Source organism: Pseudomonas fluorescens group sp. (assembly GCF_020093335.1).
Lineage (GTDB): Bacteria > Pseudomonadota > Gammaproteobacteria > Pseudomonadales > Pseudomonadaceae > Aquipseudomonas > Aquipseudomonas petroselini.
In genome coordinates this window covers 136738-154594 of record NZ_JAIOKW010000007.1, presented here as the reverse complement: position 1 = coordinate 154594, position 17857 = coordinate 136738, and the positions used below count along the sequence as shown (strand labels likewise).

The window sequence follows — 17857 nt, the reverse complement described above, 5'->3', positions numbered from 1 at the left end:
ACCCATCTCTTTCATTTGAAGGACGTTTCCGAGAGAATCCCACGGCCTTGTTTCCGTTGGATCAGGTAGCTAGTCTCGCTGCTTCATCGAATGTTCGGTGAACGGACGTGCAAGTCCGACGACGGTAATACGCAACAGTCATACCTCCCAACGCCTGGTTTTAGTCCACGCGTTATTCGTTATGGCAGCTGTACGCGGGAGATCTTCGGATCTACCGGACACCGTCACGGTCTTGCACACCCGCGTACTGCTGCCACCCTAATTCGTGTGCGAGCGAACGGTTGCAGCTTCTTACCTGACGGAGAAGCTACATCATGATCAAAGTCACCCCAGATCCACCCCTCTTCCCCAGCGAAGACGCCCTGCTCAACCGCCGAGCCATCGACTACTACCTCAAAGCCTGCGCCCCGGACGCACCTCATTTCGCCCTGAACGACAACCTGAGCCTGGAAGACGCCCTCGCCCATGCGGCGGATTTGCTGCATTGCGCGGTGGAGACGGCGCATGCGTCGAGTGAAGCGATGAAGGCGCAACAGCGGGCGGTGATGCATTTGGTGGAGATGGCGAAGGGGGTGGTGGATCGGGCGTTGGAGTGTGTGCAGCCGCGATAGCGTGGGGTGAGCGGGCTTTTTGTGGTGAGCGGGCTTGCCCCGCGCTGGACTGCGGAGCAGCCCCAAAACCTGATACTCCGTTCTAACTGAAAGAACGCGGCGTCCTTAATTGGGGCTGCTTCGCAGCCCAGCGCGGGGCAAGCCCGCTCACCACAAAAAGCCCGCTTACCACAGCAAGCCCGCTCACCACAAAAGCACGCTCCCACACGGATTTGTGGCGAGGTCAGAACCCGCGATGCTTCTTCAGGTGCTCATTGATCTTCGCCGCTGGCACTTTCTGCAAGGTGCACAGCAGTTCGTGGGATAGCTCGCGCAAGCCGTGGGTGCTGCGCAGTTCCTGGGCCAGGTGCGCGGTCAGGTTGGCGGCCATCTCCGCATCCGCCATCGCCCGGTGAGCCTTGCCGGTGTGGGGCAGTTGGGCGAAGGCGTTGAGCGTGCCGAGTTTGTGGTTGGGCGCGGTGGGCATCAAGCGGCGAGCCAGTAGCAGGGAGCAGGCGAATTTTTGCAGGCGGGTGCGGCGGATCAAGCCCAGTTCGTAGTCCCAGAATTTCTGGTCGAACGCGGCGTTGTGCGCCATCAGTGGCGTGGTCCCGACGAATTCGTTGACTTCGTTCATCACCCGCTCGGCCGGTGGCGCGCTGCGCAGCATGGCGTTGCTGATGCCGGTGAGTTGTTCGATAAAGCCCGGCACGCGCACGCCGGCGTTCATCAGGCTCTGGTAGCGGTCCACGATCTGGCCACGCTCAAGGATGACCACAGCGATCTCCGTGGCCCGGCAATGACTGTTCGGCGTAATGCCGGTGGTTTCAAAGTCGATGACCGCTATACGTTCCAAACCTGTTCCCACTCCGTCTAACTGTTTATTAAGCCGCCGCGCTCTATTTGAGCAGCAGCGCGCCTTCGATCGGCACGTAGCGGCTGGCCGCGCGTATCAGCGAGTTGGCCGTCAGCCCCGGTACGCCGTAGGCCACCGCTTCGACGCCATGCTTATTGATGATGCGGTCGAGCAGCATGTCGAAATCACCGTCGCCGGAAGCCAGCACGATTTCGTCGACGTGGTCGGCGGCGTCCATGATGTCGATGGTGATGCCCACGTCCCAGTCGCCCTTGGCCGAACCGTCGCTGCGCTGGATGTAGGGCTTGAGTTTTACCGTAAAGCCCAGGTTGCGCAGGATCTGCTGGAATTGCTGCTGCTTGCTGTCGCCACGGTCGATGGCATACGCATACGCCTCGACGATCTGCCCGCGCGAGCTGATATCAGCCCACAAAGCGGCGTAGTTGAAGTGGCAACCATAGGCCTGGCGGACGGTGTAATAGAGGTTCTGAACATCGGCGAACACTGCAATTTTCTTCACCGCACTTCCTCATGACAGCCAGGCGCCAGGGCCCGGAAAGGGTGCCAGTATGCCAGCCGCGAGTGAGTTGCCGGTAAAAATCAGACCGGGGCGACGAAGCGCCCCGGCCAAGATGCGTCAGACGAAGGAATCGTCATCGCCGAAAGAGGAAGAGTCGTCGGAATAATCGCTGTCGGCGAAGCTGTCCGAGTTGTTGCTGCCCCAACTGTCGTTGCCGGCAAACTTCTGGTCATCATTGCCCCAGTTGCCGTTGTCACTGGCAGGCGCCGGCTCTTCGCGGATGATTTCTTCCACCACTTGCGGTTGTTGCGAGTTGTGGTTGAACAGGCTGCTGATACCTTCGGCCAGCAACACACCACCGGCCACGCCGGCAGCGGTTTTCATCGCGCCGCCGAGGAAACCGCTGCCCACTGGCGCTGCGGCAGGCGCCTGTTGCGGCTGTTGATAATTCTGCTGCGGCGCCGGCTGGCCAAAGGACGGCCGTGCCGGTTCACGCCAGCCACCGCCGGAGGACGTCGGCGCATTTTGGGCGGGTTGCGGGTCACGGGAACCGCCGCCGCCAAAGATGCTCGACAAGAACCCACCGCCACTCGAAGGCGCAGGTTGTGCTGATTTAGCCCGTTGCAGCTCATCCTGCAATTGCTGGATCTGCTGCGCCTGCTGTTTGTTCTGCGCGTCGAGACTCTTGAGCGCGTGTTCCTGCACCAAAATCGACTGGGTCATGTAGTACCCAGCGGCCGGTTGGCGAGTCATGTGCTCCTTGATCCGCGCTTCGGCCTGGGCGTCGCGGGGGGCTGAGTCCGTTTCGGCTTGCTGCAACCGTGAAAACAGTCCATCGATCAGGGTTTGCTCTTCGCTGTTCATGGCGACCTCGTTAGATTGCCGGTAGAAATCGTGGTGTCGCCTTTAATCAGGCGCCGTCCTAGTTATGGGGGTGTTACGAGTTGTTTCAATGGTCTTTACTCAAGGTTTACGTTTGCTTACCGCCAGTGATGATCGGTTAAAGTGTTGCCCTTGCTTTCAGGCCTGCGATGAACTTGATGAATCCGTTAGACGTATTGCGCGACTCTTTCCGCTTCACCCAACGCAACCTGGGCGCCATCGTCCAGCTGTGCTTGCCGTTGGTGATTTTCGAAGCCCTGCTGCAACAGGTGCTCAACCACGTGGTGGGCCCGGATGCGTTCCCCGGCTACAGCGTGGTGGTGGGGTTGCTGGTGTACCCGCTGTACACAGGCGCGCTGATCCTGTTTCTGGATGCTCGCACACGGGGCGAGTCGCCGCGCACTAAAGATATATGGGCCATGGCCCTCACCCTGTGGCCGCGCTTCGCCCTGCTGACGGCCATGAGCACGCTGCTGATCCTGTTGGGGCTGTCGCTATACTTCCTGCCGGGCCTGTGGCTGATGGTGGTGCTGGCCTTTGCCGAGTACCTGCTGGTGCTGCGCGGCATGCCGGCGCTGGAGGCGATGAAGGAAAGCTTCCGCCTGAGCCGTGGGCATTTCTGGATGATCCTGGTGTGCCTGCTGTGTGTGATGACCCCCTTGTGGCTGCTCAAGGGCGCCAGTGTTGCGGCGTATCCCGAGCCTGCGCCGCTGCTGGGACTGTTGCTGGACAGCGCCCACAGCTTCCTGCAACTGTTTACCAGCGTGGTGCTGTTTCGTTTATTCATGCTGATCGGTGGCGATGCAGACGCACGGTGATATGCTCCGTGCCACTCCTGAAACGCTATAAGCCGAGCCGATGACCCGTTTATTGCGCATCACCCTGCTGGGCCTGTTGATCATCACAGGCCTGCTCGTCACCCTGATCTACAGCCTCACCTGGCGCCCCGAGCCGAAGGAAACCCTGCCGGTGAGCTGCGTTGCACCGCGTGCGCCCACGCTGCTGCCGGGGCAGGCGCTCAAGGTCATGACCTGGAACGTCCAATACCTGGCCGGCAAGAACTACGTGTTCTGGTACGACACCGCCGACGGCAGTGGCCCGGACGACCGTCCCACCGTGGAAGACATGGCCGCCAGCCTCGACGAAGTGGCACGGGTGATTCGCGATGAACAACCCGACATCCTGCTGCTGCAGGAACTCGACGAAAACGCCAAGCCCTCCCATTACCAGGACCAGCTTGCCCTGCTGCAAGAGCGCCTGGTCGACCTCTACCCCTGCAGCGTCCAGGCCTTCGACTGGAAGGCCGACTTTGTTCCCGACTGGCATATCTTCGGCAGCGTCGGTCGCAAGCTGGCGACACTGAGCCGCTACCAGATCGAGCACGCCGAACGCCTGCAACTGCCGGCGCCCGAAGCCAATATCATCAGCCGCCAGTTCCAACCCAAGCCCGCCCTGCTGTTGACCTACCTGCCGCTGAGCGACGGTGGCCAACTGGCCGTGCTCAATACCCGCCTGGACGGTGATAGCCCTGGGCGCAGTGCGGTACAGGAACAAGTAAAAACCACGGTCAAGCTGCTGGATAAATTCGAAGGCCGTGGCACGCCCTGGCTGATCGGTGGCGATTTCAACCTGCTGCCCCTGGGGCAATTCCTGCGCCTGGACGCCGGCAAGCGCGGGCAGTATTCGCCGGACAGCGAGCTGCATTTGCTGTGGGACAAGTACCCGATGATCCCGAGTAATAGCCAATCCAGCGGGATTGACCGTGAGAAATGGTTGACCCACTTCCCCAACGACCCGAGCGTGGACGGGCCCGACCGCACGCTGGACTACCTGTTCTACAGCCCGCGGATCAAGCGGGTGGAGGCGAAGGTGCGCCAGGAGGATACGTTGCGTATTTCCAACCATCTTCCGGTGATTGCCCGCTTCCTGCTGCCCGCCGCGCCATAACCAACACCGCAAAACCCATGTGGGAGGGGGCTTGCCCCCTCCCACATTTGGACCTGTGGCGTTACGACTTGCGAGGTTTTATCCGCGCGGTCGCTTCGGCCACCAACGGATCATCCGGCCAATAGTGCTTCGGGTACCGCCCCTTCAAATCCTTCTTCACCTCGGCATAGGTACTGCGCCAGAAGTTCGCCAGGTCCTGCGTCACCTGCACCGGCCGACGCGCCGGGGACAGCAGGTGCAGCTTCACCACCTGGCGTCCGCCGGCAATGCGGGGTGTATCCGCCAGCCCGAACAATTCCTGCAAACGCACCGCCAGAATCGGCGGCTGCTCGCTGTAGTCCAGCCGCACCGACGAACCCGACGGCACTTTCACGTGCTGCGGCGCCAGTTCGTCCAGGCGCTGGGGCAACGGCCAGGGCAGCAGGTTGTGCAGGAAGCTGGAGATATCCAGACTGGCGAAGTGGCTCAGCCGCGAGACTTTGCCCAGGTAGGGCATCAGCCAGTGCTCGAGGCTGGCGAGCAACGCCTTGTCGCTGATGTCGGGCCATTCGCTGGTTTTACCGGCGTCCAGCTGGCGCAGCAGCATGACGCGGGCCTGCCACTGGCGCAGCTCCGGCGTCCACGGCAGCAGTTCCAGGCCTTTGCGGCGCACCAGGTTGACCAGCGCCTGGCTGCGTGCGGATTCGTCGAGACCGGTCAACGGCTCACGGCTGAGCACCAATTCGCCGACTTTGCGTTGGCGTTCGGCGCGCAGCACGCCTTCGCGTTCATCCCAGTCCAACTGGTCGACGTTGCACACTTGTTCGGCGAGCACTGTGTCGAACAGCATCGGGTCAAAATCCGCCGCCAGGTAGATGCGTTCTTCACGCTGGCCCTGGCGACTGCCCAGATCGGCGATGACCAGCCAGGGTTGCTTCATGAGGCTGTCAGCCTCGGCGAACACTGCAGCGCGGCCATTGGCCAGGCGGTATTCGGCACCACCGGGGCGCCGTTGCTGGGCGACACGGTCCGGGTAGGCCAGGGCCAGCAAGGCACCGAGCCAGCGCGGGTGATCGGGGTCGGCAACGGGTTGAGCCGCCTGGCCTCTTAAGTAGCCACGATATTGTCGCGCCAGTTGCTTGGCCCGCTGCACGCCGCCTTGGCTGCCGCGTGCGCGCTCCTCGCCGGACAGAAGCGCCAGCCGACTGTGCAAATCCGCACCGCCGCCGCGCAAGATATCGCGCTCTCCCAGCAAGGCGGCCACGTCGCATGCCGTCGCCGCCAACCCGAGATCTTGCCCGCGCAGCAACAAATGGGCGATACGCGGATGGGCCGGCAGCTCGGCCATCTTCTGCCCATGGGCGGTGAGCGTGTCGTCATTCAAGGCGCCGAGGCGCTGCAACAAATCCTGAGCCTGGGCATACGCAGCGGTCGGCGGCACATCCAGCCATACCAACTGCGCAGGCGTGACGCCCCAGCGCGCCAACTGCAGCGCCAGGCCGGCCAGGTCGGCCGCCAGAATTTCCGCACTGCCGTACGCAGCCAACCCTTCATGCTGGTCCTCGGACCACAAGCGATAACACACCCCAGGTTCCAGACGCCCTGCCCGGCCGGCGCGCTGGGTGGCACTGGCGCGGGAGATACGTTGGGTGTCGAGGCGGGTCATGCCGCTGCCGGGGTCGAAACGCGGCACCCGCGCCAACCCGGCATCGATCACCACGCGCACGCCGTTGATGGTCAGGCTGGTCTCGGCGATGTTGGTCGCCAGCACGACTTTGCGTTTGCCCGCGGGCGCCGGGTCGATGGCCGCGCGCTGGGCGTTGAGGTCGAGCTCGCCATGCAACGGGCACAGCAGCACATCGGTGCGATCGCCCAAGGCATCGGCCAACTGCTGGCTGACCCGGCGAATCTCCGCCTGCCCCGGCAAGAACACCAGCACGCTGCCGGTTTCGTCATGCAGGGCTTCGAGGATCGTTTGCACCACACGCGGCTCGATGAATTCACCCGGCTGGTACGGCCGCCCCCAGCGCATCTGCACCGGGAACATACGCCCTTCGCTGCGCAGGATCGGCGCGTCATCCAGCAGGCTGGCCAGGCGTTCGCCTTCGAGGGTGGCGGACATCAGCAGGATTTTCAGCGGTTGCTCATCGCGAAACAGCTCGCGGCCATTCAGGCTCAGGGCCAGCGCCAGGTCGGCATCAAGGCTGCGTTCATGGAACTCATCGAAGATCAGCAGGCCCACGCCGTCCAGCGCCGGGTCGTCCTGCAGGCGGCGGGTGAGGATGCCTTCGGTGACCACTTCGATGCGGGTGTTGGGGCCGACTTTGCTGTCCAGGCGGATGCGATAGCCGACGGTTTCACCGACCTTCTCGCCCAACTCGCTGGCCAAGCGTTCGGCCGCCGCACGGGCGGCGAGACGACGGGGTTCGAGCATCAGGATGGTCTGCCCGGTCAGCCATGGCTCATTCAACAACGCCAACGGCACACGGGTGGTTTTACCGGCGCCGGGCGGCGCTTCCAGCACGGCCTCATGGCGAATCGCCAAGGCGTCACGCAGGGCGGGTAAAACATCATCAATCGGCAACGAATTCATACTGGCTCCAAAGCAGAGCGGCGAGTATAACGGCGAACTGCCGAGTGCCGACGATGGTCTCAAGGCCATTGCCATAAGACCGTTGCTATATAGTCCCGTATCAACCGTGTTCAGGAGAGTTTCCATGCGTATCGCTTCCCGTGTCATCGGCGGTGTCCTCGCCGTCACCCTGCTGAGCCAACTGACGGCTTGCGGCTCGATTTTCTACCCCGACCGCCGTGGCCAGATCGACGGCAAGATCGACCCGACCATTGCCGTGCTCGATGCCGTGGGCCTGCTGTTTTATGTGATCCCTGGCCTGATCGCGTTTGGCGTGGACTTCGCCACCGGCGCAATTTATTTCGAACCGGGCAAGACCGCCCAGGTCGACCCGCAAAAACTCCACGAAGCCATTGGCGCCGACGGCAAGGTCGACAACGCCAAGCTGCAAAGCATCATCCAGAAAGAAACCGGCCGCACCCTGCCGCTCGACGACCCGCGCATGATCCAGTTCAAGGGCAGCGTGCAACAGCTCGCCAGCCTGGGCCTGCAACCCGCCGCTTAAGGACCGTCTATGACCATCAGCCCCGAACACGCCAGGCTCCTGCGCCTGGCCACCCGCGCGTCGGTGGGCGTGGCCTGTGCACTGATTATTACCAAGGCCATCGCCTGGTGGCTCAGCGGCTCGGTGAGCATGCTCGCCGGCTTGACCGACTCCCTGCTGGACGGCGTGACTTCGCTGCTGAATCTGGTCGCGGTGCATTACGCCCTGCGCCCGGCCGATGACGATCACCGTTACGGGCATGGCAAGGCCGAGTCGCTGTCGGGCATGGCCCAGGCGCTGTTTATCGGCGGCAGTGCGGTATTGATCGCGTTCCAGGCCTACGAGCGCCTGCAACATCCAGAGCCGGTGGGCGCGCCGTGGTTAAGCATTGGCGTGATCATCTTTTCCCTGGTACTGACGGTGGCGCTGTTGATGCTGCAACACCGGGTGATCCGCGAAACCGGCTCCAACGCCGTGCGTGCGGACTCGCTGCACTACCGCTCCGACTTGATGCTCAACGGCAGCATTCTCGTGGCACTGGTGCTGGCGGGCATGGGCTTTCATCAAGTCGACGCCTGGTTTGGCCTGGGCATCGCCGCCTACATTTTGTGGAGCGCGATCCAGATCGCCCGGGAAAGCTTTGCGGTGCTGATGGATGAAGAGCTGCCGCCGGACGTCAGCCAGCACATGCTGGAACTGGCCCGTGGCGTACCGGGGGTGTTGGGTGCGCATGATTTGCGCACGCGGATTTCCGGCAGCCACTGGTTTGTGCAACTGCACCTGGAACTGCCGGGAGAATTGACGCTGTCAGTGGCCCATGGCATCAGCGACCAGGCCGCCGATGCCATTCACAAAGCCTACCCGCGCGCCGAAGTGCTGGTGCACGCCGACCCGCGGGAAGTGGTCACGGGCAATAAAACCTAGTACTGCACCTGATAACCACGACTGCTCAGGCAGTTGCCCTGGGCCTGGCGGTAGGTTTGCACCACCGCCGGGTCGGGGGCGTAGGTCACTTGCTGCGGGTCGAAACCACTTTGCTGCACCGCCCAGCGATAACAGTCATAACCGTCCTGCTGCACCTGGGCCGGTGACTGGCCGTTGGCGGGATACGCCACCACGTCATAGCCATTACCTTGCGGCGTAGGCTGCGGCGACGGCACGGCGGTCGGCGGTTGCACCACCACGTACTGCTGGGAGCTGCTTTCGTAGGTGTAGTAAGAGCCCGCGGCGAGGAAGAACAGCGCACTGCCTATCCACACTTCACGCGCATAGTCCGGCAGGGAATGCACGCGGATGCCATACGGTGGTGTCACCACCACATAACGTGGGCCTTGCGGGCGGTACCAGTAGCCGCCGGAGTAGAAGTAATCCTGGCCACGGTAAGGCACGCGGTAATTGTGATCGGGGAAGCGGTCGACCACGTAGCCGGGGCGATGTTGGGGGCCTGGGCCCCAGCCATTGCCGTGCCCGTCGGGGCGGCCTGGCCAGCGGTTGTCACCGGGGCGAGAGCCTGGGCCACCGGCTTCCCAGTGCGGGTTGCCATCATTGCGTCGAGGGATGTCGCGGTAATAACCCTGGCGGGGTTCCTGGGTCTGGCGCACGGTGTCGGGGCGACTCTGGATCGGCAGGTTATTCGCCGGTTGCGGTTGCGGCGGTTGCACCGGTCGCCCCTGCTCATTGCCTTGGGGGCGCCCCTGCCATTGGCCACCACCGTTCTGGCCACCGCGATCAAAATGCTGATTCTGTGGGCGCGGCTGATTGTTTTCGGGCCGTGCCTGAGTGTTTTCCGGCCGTTGCGGGGCATTTTGCGGGCGCGTTGGGTTGTTCTGCGGACGCGGTTGTTCATTTCCACCAGGCCGACCGCCCTCCGGCCCTCTTTCATGCTGACCACCGCCGTCACCGCGCGGTGCGTTGTCACGCTCGTCGGCGACTGCCTGGGCGCCAACGGTGACCATCAGCAAACCTACACCTGCCAAACGCCAGATGCGCTTCATGCTATTCCTCACTGCGGATTAGGGCCTGTCCATGAGACTGGAAAAGCCAGGCCCGGTTCTCGCACAGGTTATCAGCAGGCAAAAGAAAAGGGGTGACCCGTCGGCCACCCCTTGAGAACTTCGTCCTGGCTCAACGCTTTTGACGTTGGCTCACCTCACGCCGTCTTGTGGACAGTGTGCAGCCTGGAGGCCGGCTCAACCCTGCTGAGGTGGCGGCCGCAGCAGGCCTGATTGGGCGAGCTGCTGTGGACTGTTGTCCAGGCGGTGATTCTGTTGATAAAGATACCCGCCTGCGCCCGACAGATGATTGCGAAGATTGCGTCAATAAACAGTGCTTGCGCAATTTTTAACCCTTCATGGATAATTCACCGCAATAGTTACGACAAAGGCCATCCCAATGAGCAAGCTTGACCGATACGACCTGAGTATTTTGGCGGAATTGCAGCGCGACGCGAGGATCTCCAACCAAGAGTTGGCCGAACGCATCGGCTTGTCGCCGTCGCCGTGCTCGCGCCGGGTCAAGCAGTTGGAGGACGACGGCTACATCTCCCGTCAGGTCGCCTTGCTCGACCGCAAGATGCTCGGGCTGAGCCTGACGGCTTACGTGCTGATCGGCATGGACCGCCACACCCCCGAGCGCTTCGAGAATTTTGAAGCGGCGATCCGCACCCTGCCGCAAGTGCTGGAGTGCAGTTTGGTGACGGGGATGGATGCTGACTATCAGTTGAAAGTGGTGGTACCGGACATGGATCACTACCAGAAACTGCTGCTGGGGCATTTGACCCGCATTGAAGGCGTGACCAGCGTGCGTTCCAGCTTTGTGCTCAATCAGGTATTGAACAGCACCGAACTGCCCCTGACCCACCTGCGCACTTAAGATCGGTGAAGGTCAAATGTGGGAGGGGGCTTGCCCCCGATGGCTGAGTGTCAGTCAGTTATTTATCAACTGACCCACCGCTATCGGGGGCAAGCCCCCTCCCACATTTGGATTGCACTTCGATCCAGGTCAATGTTGCGTCTGTAACGCTGCCGTATACTTCCCGCCTGCCCTGTCGGAAAAATACCCCGTGAACAACATCGACCCCGCCCTCTTCGAAGAATGGATGATGACCGGCCTGGTCACGATCCTGATCATTTTCATGGGCTTTATCGTTTGGGACCTGGCGAAGAAGTCCAAGGCCGGGCGCTTTGGCTCGTTTATCCTGTTCTTCGTACTGGGCCTGGGCGTGGCCGCGTTCATCATCAAGAGCGTGGTGATCGGCCTGATCGAGTCCGGCGCTTTATAAGCGCGCCGGCACTTCTTTCCATTGGCCCTGATCCAGGCCATCGATTGTCCAATCGCCAATTCGTACACGCACCAGGCGTAACGTGGGCAGGCCCACGGCCGCCGTCATACGCCGCACCTGGCGGTTACGTCCTTCACGAATCACCAATTCCAACCAATGGGTCGGCACGCTTTTGCGAAAGCGCACAGGCGGGTTACGTGGCCATAACGCCGGTTCTTCCAATAGCCGCGCTTCGGCGGGCAAGGTCTTGCCGTCGTTGAGCGCTACACCGTCGCGCAAGCGTTGCAGCTGCTCTTCGGTGGGCTCGCCTTCCACTTGCACCCAGTAGGTTTTCGCCAGTTTGTGCTTGGGGTCGGCAATCCGCGCTTGCAACTGGCCGTCGTTGGTCAGCAGCAACAGGCCTTCGCTGTCACGGTCCAGGCGGCCCGCCGGGTAGATACCGGGGATATCGATAAAATCCTTGAGGGTCGCGCGCCCGCCTTCGTCGCTGAACTGGGTCAGCACATCGAACGGCTTATTGAACAGGATCAACTTCGGCTCGGCCGGTGGTGCCTTGGCGACACGCCGCGCAGCGGAATACGGGGATTTCACACCAGGGCGGCGTGAATCGGGACGGGAAGGACGGGACATGGCAAAGGAACATCTAACGGTCAGGACCGACAATGCTAGTGGCCTGACCGTTAAATAACCATCCCAACCGCTTAGCGGAACGGCGGTTCGTCGAAGCTGCGCAGTTTGCGCGAGTGCAGCGAGTTAAGTTCGGTACGCAGCAAATCCACGGCCTCAATGCCGATCTTCAAGTGCTGGCTCACCGCACGTTCATAGAACGCGTTAGCCGAACCCGGCAGCTTGATTTCGCTGTGCAGCGGTTTGTCCGACACACACAGCAACGTGCCGTACGGCACCCGCAAGCGATAACCCTGGGCCGCGATGGTGCCGCTTTCCATGTCCACGGCGACGGCGCGGGACAGGTTGATCAGCGGGCGCTCCTGGGCCCAGCGCAGTTCCCAGTTACGGTCGTCGTAGGTCAACACGGTGCCGGTGCGCAGGCGTTTTTTCAGCTCTTCGCCTTTTTCGCCGGTGACATTGGCCGCCGCTTGCTGCAAGGCCATCTGCACTTCGGCCAAGGCCGGGATCGGGATATTCGGCGGCACCACCCGGTCGAGAATCCCGTCGCGGCGCATGTAGGCGTGGGCCAGTACGTAATCGCCGATGGTCTGGGATTGGCGCAGTCCGCCGCAGTGGCCGATCATCAGCCAGCAATGCGGGCGCAGCACCGCCAGGTGGTCGGTGATGTTCTTGGCGTTGGACGGGCCGACGCCGATATTCACCAGGGTCACACCGTGGCCATCAGTGGCTTGCAGGTGATAGGCCGGCATCTGGTAACGGTGCCACACCACGCCTGCGGCAATCGCCGACGCTTCGCCGTGGTCCATGGCCTTGTCGATCACCACGTTGCCCGGCAGCACCATGCGGATAAAGCGCGGGTCGCTGCGCAGTTGCTCCAGGCCATGCAGGATGAACTGGTCGACATAACGGTGGTAGTTGGTCAGCAGGATCCACGGCTGTACATGGCGCCAGTCACTGCCGGTGTAATGCACCAGGCGACGCAACGAGAAATCCACGCGGGCAGCATCGAACAGCGCCAGGGGCAGCGGGTCGGTGTTTTCCCAATCGTAGAGGCCATCGGCGATGCCATCGGTGGCGGCCGACAGGTCGGTGCTGGGGAACACGCGCGCCAGGGTCGCAGCGGTCACGCCGGAGCCGGCCAGTTCGTCGCCCTGCTCCACCACGTACGGGTACGGGATGTTCTGCTGGCTGACACCGACTTCCACCGTCACGGTGAAGTCGTGCATCAGCGGCACCAGTTGTTCCAGCAGGTACTTACGAAACGCTGCAGGATGGGTGACGGTGACGCTGTAGGTCCCCGGCAACTGGACCTTGGCATAGGCGCGGGTAGTCTGAGGGACTTCGCCGTGGCAGTGGTAGGTCAGGCGCAGTTCCGGGTAGCGAAACAGCGCACGTTGTGCGGCGTCGGGCTCGACGCGGTCTTTGAGGTATTGCTTGAGGGCTTGATTGAGCGCGCCGGTAGCACGCTCATGCAGAGCCGCCAGCCGATCGACGGCCTCTTCGGCGGTTTGAACGACAACAAAAGCTTCGGTCACGGTAAGCATCCTGTGTTCTGACTTGCAGGCCTTTATCTTGCCTGTATCCCGGCCGCACCGAAACACCAGAGTTGGAATGCAGTAAATGTGGGAGGGGGCTTGCCCCCGATAGCTGACGGTCAGCCAACACCTCTGTCGCTGACAAACCGCTATCGGGGGCAAGCCCCCTCCCACATTTTGACCGCGTTTACATAGATGAATGCGGGCTTGAGCGAGCGACGATGGCGTCGACATCAACGCCTCGCGGCAACGTGCCATACACCCGGCCGGACGACTCGCCCAACCGACTGGCGATAAACCCATCACTCACCGCCGCAATCCCCGCCTCGAGCAGCAACTTGGCCTGCAACGCCACGGCAATGTCCTCGGTGAGCTGCCGCGCGCGGTATTGCATGTCCTGGGTGTCCATGAACGCCGACTTCAGCTGTTCGATATGCCGCGCCAACAGCCGGTCGCCATGTCCATCCCCCAACTCCACAAACAGCGCCTCCAACACACCCGGCTCTTTCGACAACGCCCGCAGCACGTCCAGGCACTGCACATTGCCGGAACCTTCCCACGTCGAATTCACCGGCGCCTCACGGTACAGACGCGGCAGGATGCTGTCCTCGACATACCCGGCACCGCCCATGCACTCGGCGGCTTCGTTGATCATCGCCGGGGCGCGCTTGCAGATCCAATACTTGCCCACCGCTGTCACCAGGCGGGAAAACTTGGCTTCCTGCTCATCACCCAGGTGATCCAGCGCCCGGCCCATGCGCAGGCTCAAGGCCAGTGCGGCTTCGCTTTCCAGCGCCAGGTCGGCCAGCACGTTTTGCATCAGCGGTTGCTCGCTGAGCACGCGGCCACCCACGGAACGATGGGCACAATGATGGCTGGCCTGGGTCAGCGCCTGGCGCATCAGGGCGCTGGAGCCGACCATGCAATCAAAGCGGGTCATGGCGACCATCTCGATGATGGTCGGCACGCCACGACCTTCCTCGCCGATCATCCAGGCCAGGGCGCCACGGAACTCCACTTCGCTGGAGGCGTTGGAGCAGTTGCCGAGCTTGTTTTTCAGGCGCTGGATATAGAACTCGTTGCGCGTGTCACCCGGGCGGTGCCGGGGCAGTAGGAAACAGGTGAGGCCCTTGTCGGTCTGGGCCAGCGTCAGGAAGGCATCGCACATCGGGGCCGAGCAGAACCACTTGTGGCCCACCAGTTCATACGCCTGGCCGGGGCCGCCCGCGCCTACGGGGTAAGCGCGGGTGGTGTTGGCGCGCACGTCGGTGCCGCCTTGTTTCTCGGTCATGGCCATGCCGATGGTGGCACCGGCCTTATGGGCGATGCCGACGTTGCGCGGGTCATAGTCGGTGCTGAGAATCTTCGGCAGCCAGGTCTTGGCAAGGTCAGGTTGCAGGCGCAGGGCCGGCACGCAGGCGAAGGTCATGGTCAGCGGGCAGCCGGTGCCCGCTTCAGCCTGGCTGTGCAGGTAGGTCATGGCGGCGCGGGCCACATGGGCGCCGGACTGCGGATGAGCCCACGGCAGCGACGGCAGGCCGTGCTCGACGGCCGTGCGCATCAGCTCGTGGTAAGCCGGGTGAAACTCCACCAGGTCGATGCGATGGCCATAACGGTCGTGGCTGCTGAACACCGGTTTGTTCTGGTTCGCCAGGAATCCGGCCTCCATCAGCGGCCCGCCGGCCAACGCACCGTACGCATCAATGCGCGCGTGTGCCCAGCCGGCGCCAAAGCGGCGCGACCATTCCTGCAGGGGCAAATCGATGCGGTACAGGTTGGTGCCGTCCAGGGACGGGGGCTGGTTGGTGACGTCGTGGGTTTCGGCGAACTGATGCAGGTTCATGACGGGCCTCCTGGAAAAGGCCACGTTTATTTGAGGCCTGAATTTCAGTTAAGCACCGTCATACGCCTTAAAACAGTGGCATACCCGCCGAATGTCCGGCGCTTTCGCCCTCTACCTTGCCCAGTAACCGCCGCGCCAACACCGCCTGCAAGGCCTCGAAACGTACGGGTTTGGCGAGGCGTTCGGAGACGCCGATGCCATGGCAGTGCTCGCGCTCCGACACATTCAGTGAGGTACTTAAGGCGATTACCGGCAACTCGCCGCAACCAGGCAGTGCACGGATCTGACAGCACAATGAGAAGCCACCTTCGGGAAGGTCCAACAACACCGCGTCGAAATTCCCACCCTGCAAGGCCGCCAGTGCATTCGGCCCACTGTCTACGGTTTTCACCCGATAGCCGAGCTTGAGCAGCATGCCGCGTACCACCAGTTGGCCCACGCTGTTGTCATCCACCAGCAGCACCGAGCAGTCCTGCGGGGCGCGCTGCTTATCCGGGACGGGGCTGGACTCGGCCGGCAGCGGGCTGACTTCCATTTCCAGCTGGAAGCGGCTGCCTTTGCTCGGTTCGGAATGATGAGTGAGGCGCCCGCCCAGCAACTCGATCAGCTGCCGACAAATGGCCAGGCCGATACCCAGGCCACCGTATTCGCGGGTGGTGGAACCATCGAGCTGGAAGAAACGCTGATACAGCGTGGCCTCGTCGAGGAAAGCGAAGCCAATACCGGTGTCGGTGACGATAAAGCTCAGGCGCAAGCCACCGTCACTGTGGGGCACGCCGACCACCCGCAGGCGAACCGAGCCTTCGTGGGTGAACTTGAACGCGTTATCGAGCAGGCAATCGAGGCACTGCAGCAGTTTGTCGGCGTCACCCAGCACACGGTCCGGCAGTTCGTCCGCCACGTCGATGGAAAACGCCAGGCCTTTGCTCTGGGCGCTGGCGCTGAACTGCTGGCGCAAGGTGTCGAGCGTACCGCGCAGGCTGAACACCTGGGGCTGGGCATTCAGGCGTCCGGCCTGCAATTCGGTCAGGGTGAGAATGCCGTTGACCATGCGCATCATGTCCCGCGCCGAACCGGCCGCGGTTTGCTGGTACTGCGCCAGGTCCGCGTCCAGGGGCACGGTTTGCATCAGCTCAAGGGAGCCAATCACACCGTTCATGGGGGTGCGCAGTTCGTGGGTCAGGGTGGCGAGGAACTCATCCTTGAGCCGATTGCTGCGGGCCAGTTGCGCATTGAGCACCTCGAGCTTCTGGCTGGCATCGAAGAGGATCTGCGCCTGTTGTTCGCGCATGGCGTTGATGCGGTCGGCCAAGGCCAGGGACAACAGCGCCACTTCAATGGCGGAGCCGATCTGGCTGGCGTACATGGTCAGGAACACATTGGGCAGGTAGCCCAGCACCATCAGGGTATTCACCACCCCACCCAGCAGGAACGCCGACCAGGCAATGATGAAATAGCGCGCCACCCGCTGGCCGCAATACCAGGCCTTGATGGCGGCGACAAAGATGGTCACGGTAAACACCAATGCCAAACCGGTGGCCAGGCGCAGCGCCAGGGCGTAGCTGGTCATCAACGACAACAGCATCACTACGCCACCACCCGCCACCAGCGCCAGCAGTAGACGGTTGATCCAGCGGCTGTGCTGGGCGGTGTGCAAAAAGCTGCGCGCAAACAGGCTGCCGAAGAGCGCTGCCGCACCGATCAGGAACGGCGTCGCGGCATTCGCCCACCAGGGGTTGTTCGGCCAGAAATACTCCACTGCCGCGCCATTCACCGACAGCTGATACATGCCGAACGAAGCGATATACAAGATGTAATAAAGGTAGCTGGTGTCGCGCACGCTGAGGTAGATGAACAGGTTGTAGACCAGCATCCCCAGCAACACGCCATAGATCAGGCCCAACACATACAGGCGCAGCGGCTGTTGTTCCAGGTAGGCCGTGCTGGACCAGAGCGTCAATGGCGCCTGGATCGAACCCTCGCTTTGCAGGCGCAGGTAGACGGTTTTTGTCTCGCCCGGCGTGAAGTCGACCTTGAACAGGTAGTTGTTCTGGCGAATCTCACGGGCGGAAAACGGCAGCGCATCCCCCGTGCGCCCGGCCAGGCGGTAGGTGCCGGTGCTGTCGGGCAGGTAGAGGTCGAGGTGGTCGAGCGGCGGGTACGCCAGCTCCAGCAACCAGGTGCGTTGCACGTCGGGGTTTTGGGCCAGGTAATGCAGATTGACCTTCAGCCAGAACACCGAGCGCGAGTAGCCGGCGTTCAGCGTGTCTTTATCATGGGGTTTGAACTGCGTGGCGGCGGAAGGCGCGCTGACGTCGGCAATCGTGAGGGCGTCGGTCGGGTCTTCGAGCACTTGCATGGCTCGGCCCAGCGGCAGGCTTCGCGTGTCCTGGTTGAACTCGATGGCGCTGGCGAGCATCGGCAGCCCGCACAACAATAAAATCAGCAAATAGCGCATAGAGCCCCAGCGTGGCCTGTCCGGTTATGTCAAAAAGCCCCCCATTCCTTTTGAGATGACGTACACCGGTCATACAGTTAGTCGTTTGGATCCACTCTAGCATAGCCATTAAAGGCTATTGGACACCATTGAAATAATTTTTTGAAAGGCTCTAGAACAAGCGTCCCAGACGGTTTTAACGGCCAGCACCGTGCCAAAAAAGCGCGGTAATCCGGACAAAA

At 62.3% G+C, this 17857-nt stretch carries 16 protein-coding genes; 7 read left to right on the top strand and 9 right to left on the bottom strand.

Features of this window, described 5'->3' with window-relative positions; genetic code table 11:
* Nucleotides 1–314: 314 nt before the first annotated feature.
* Nucleotides 315–611, top strand: a complete 297-nt coding sequence (locus K7431_RS10785) for a DUF6124 family protein (protein WP_015886031.1) — start codon at nt 315–317, stop codon at nt 609–611.
* A gap of 223 nt (nt 612–834) precedes the next feature.
* Here K7431_RS10785 and K7431_RS10780 read toward each other — a convergent pair whose 3' ends face one another.
* The 3 genes from K7431_RS10780 to K7431_RS10770 all read right to left on the bottom strand — a co-directional run bounded on the left by K7431_RS10780 (nt 835) and on the right by K7431_RS10770 (nt 2830).
* The gene (locus K7431_RS10780) at nt 835–1446 is read right to left on the bottom strand and encodes a 3'-5' exonuclease (RefSeq protein ID WP_015886032.1); all 612 of its coding nucleotides are present in this window, start codon (nt 1444–1446) and stop codon (nt 835–837) included.
* Nucleotides 1447–1489: 43 nt separating this feature from the next.
* Entirely contained in the window at nt 1490–1966 is a 477-nt protein-coding gene (locus tag K7431_RS10775; RefSeq protein WP_015886033.1) for a LabA-like NYN domain-containing protein, read from the bottom strand.
* Nucleotides 1967–2083: 117 nt separating this feature from the next.
* Entirely contained in the window at nt 2084–2830 is a 747-nt protein-coding gene (locus K7431_RS10770) for a DUF2076 domain-containing protein (RefSeq protein WP_015886034.1), read from the bottom strand.
* A 176-nt stretch (nt 2831–3006) separates the two neighbouring features.
* Between K7431_RS10770 and K7431_RS10765 the strand changes: the two genes are divergently transcribed.
* Nucleotides 3007–3666 carry a YciC family protein gene (locus tag K7431_RS10765; RefSeq protein ID WP_015886035.1) on the top strand — a complete coding sequence of 220 codons (660 nt, stop codon included), beginning with the start codon at nt 3007–3009 and terminating at the stop codon, nt 3664–3666.
* 40 nt (nt 3667–3706) lie between these two features.
* The gene (locus K7431_RS10760; RefSeq protein ID WP_015886036.1) at nt 3707–4795 is read left to right on the top strand and encodes an endonuclease/exonuclease/phosphatase family protein; all 1089 of its coding nucleotides are present in this window, start codon (nt 3707–3709) and stop codon (nt 4793–4795) included.
* Between the two features lie 61 nt (nt 4796–4856).
* On the opposite strand, the gene hrpB is transcribed toward K7431_RS10760, so the two are convergent.
* Entirely contained in the window at nt 4857–7367 is a 2511-nt protein-coding gene (hrpB, locus tag K7431_RS10755; protein WP_015886037.1) for an ATP-dependent helicase HrpB, read from the bottom strand.
* A gap of 124 nt (nt 7368–7491) precedes the next feature.
* Between hrpB and K7431_RS10750 the strand changes: the two genes are divergently transcribed.
* Together K7431_RS10750 and K7431_RS10745 are read left to right on the top strand one after the other, a co-directional pair.
* The gene (locus K7431_RS10750; protein ID WP_043205945.1) at nt 7492–7911 is read left to right on the top strand and encodes a hypothetical protein; all 420 of its coding nucleotides are present in this window, start codon (nt 7492–7494) and stop codon (nt 7909–7911) included.
* 9 nt (nt 7912–7920) lie between these two features.
* Nucleotides 7921–8814, top strand: a complete 894-nt coding sequence (locus tag K7431_RS10745) for a cation diffusion facilitator family transporter (RefSeq protein ID WP_015886039.1) — start codon at nt 7921–7923, stop codon at nt 8812–8814.
* Here K7431_RS10745 and K7431_RS10740 read toward each other — a convergent pair.
* Complete coding sequence (locus K7431_RS10740) at nt 8811–9884, bottom strand: DUF6515 family protein (protein WP_043205947.1); 1074 nt, start codon at nt 9882–9884, stop codon at nt 8811–8813. The genes K7431_RS10745 and K7431_RS10740 overlap by 4 nt on opposite strands.
* A 397-nt stretch (nt 9885–10281) precedes the next feature.
* On the opposite strand from K7431_RS10740, the gene K7431_RS10735 reads away from it, so the two are divergent.
* Entirely contained in the window at nt 10282–10761 is a 480-nt protein-coding gene (locus K7431_RS10735; protein WP_003176264.1) for an Lrp/AsnC family transcriptional regulator, read from the top strand.
* Between the two features lie 199 nt (nt 10762–10960).
* Nucleotides 10961–11170 carry a DUF2788 domain-containing protein gene (locus tag K7431_RS10730; protein WP_025999909.1) on the top strand — a complete coding sequence of 70 codons (210 nt, stop codon included), beginning with the start codon at nt 10961–10963 and terminating at the stop codon, nt 11168–11170.
* Here the strand turns inward: K7431_RS10730 and K7431_RS10725 are convergent.
* The 4 genes from K7431_RS10725 to K7431_RS10710 form a co-directional block, all read right to left on the bottom strand.
* Nucleotides 11165–11800, bottom strand: a complete 636-nt coding sequence (locus tag K7431_RS10725) for a pseudouridine synthase (RefSeq protein WP_015886041.1) — start codon at nt 11798–11800, stop codon at nt 11165–11167. The genes K7431_RS10730 and K7431_RS10725 overlap by 6 nt on opposite strands.
* Before the next feature lie 71 nt (nt 11801–11871).
* Nucleotides 11872–13344: an AMP nucleosidase gene (gene amn, locus K7431_RS10720; protein ID WP_162471075.1), complete on the bottom strand. Its 1473-nt coding sequence runs from the start codon at nt 13342–13344 to the stop codon at nt 11872–11874.
* 178 nt (nt 13345–13522) lie between these two features.
* A complete protein-coding gene (locus K7431_RS10715) occupies nt 13523–15178 on the bottom strand; it encodes an acyl-CoA dehydrogenase family protein (RefSeq protein WP_043205950.1) in 1656 nt (551 codons plus the stop codon).
* A gap of 67 nt (nt 15179–15245) precedes the next feature.
* The gene (locus tag K7431_RS10710) at nt 15246–17636 is read right to left on the bottom strand and encodes a hybrid sensor histidine kinase/response regulator (RefSeq protein ID WP_015886044.1); all 2391 of its coding nucleotides are present in this window, start codon (nt 17634–17636) and stop codon (nt 15246–15248) included.
* Nucleotides 17637–17857 lie beyond the last annotated feature (221 nt).

What these genes read in the sequence shown, in the direction of transcription:
- K7431_RS10735 (WP_003176264.1), top strand. Translation starts at nt 10,282, where the DNA reads ATGAGCAAGCTTGACCGATACGACCTGAGTATTTTGGCGGAATTGCAG.
- hrpB (WP_015886037.1), bottom strand. Translation starts at nt 7,367, where the DNA reads ATGAATTCGTTGCCGATTGATGATGTTTTACCCGCCCTGCGTGACGCC.
- amn (WP_162471075.1), bottom strand. Translation starts at nt 13,344, where the DNA reads ATGCTTACCGTGACCGAAGCTTTTGTTGTCGTTCAAACCGCCGAAGAG.
- K7431_RS10715 (WP_043205950.1), bottom strand. Translation starts at nt 15,178, where the DNA reads ATGAACCTGCATCAGTTCGCCGAAACCCACGACGTCACCAACCAGCCC.
- K7431_RS10785 (WP_015886031.1), top strand. Translation starts at nt 315, where the DNA reads ATGATCAAAGTCACCCCAGATCCACCCCTCTTCCCCAGCGAAGACGCC.
- K7431_RS10750 (WP_043205945.1), top strand. Translation starts at nt 7,492, where the DNA reads ATGCGTATCGCTTCCCGTGTCATCGGCGGTGTCCTCGCCGTCACCCTG.
- K7431_RS10770 (WP_015886034.1), bottom strand. Translation starts at nt 2,830, where the DNA reads ATGAACAGCGAAGAGCAAACCCTGATCGATGGACTGTTTTCACGGTTG.
- K7431_RS10725 (WP_015886041.1), bottom strand. Translation starts at nt 11,800, where the DNA reads ATGTCCCGTCCTTCCCGTCCCGATTCACGCCGCCCTGGTGTGAAATCC.
- K7431_RS10760 (WP_015886036.1), top strand. Translation starts at nt 3,707, where the DNA reads ATGACCCGTTTATTGCGCATCACCCTGCTGGGCCTGTTGATCATCACA.
- K7431_RS10740 (WP_043205947.1), bottom strand. Translation starts at nt 9,884, where the DNA reads ATGAAGCGCATCTGGCGTTTGGCAGGTGTAGGTTTGCTGATGGTCACC.
- K7431_RS10765 (WP_015886035.1), top strand. Translation starts at nt 3,007, where the DNA reads ATGAATCCGTTAGACGTATTGCGCGACTCTTTCCGCTTCACCCAACGC.
- K7431_RS10710 (WP_015886044.1), bottom strand. Translation starts at nt 17,636, where the DNA reads ATGCGCTATTTGCTGATTTTATTGTTGTGCGGGCTGCCGATGCTCGCC.
- K7431_RS10745 (WP_015886039.1), top strand. Translation starts at nt 7,921, where the DNA reads ATGACCATCAGCCCCGAACACGCCAGGCTCCTGCGCCTGGCCACCCGC.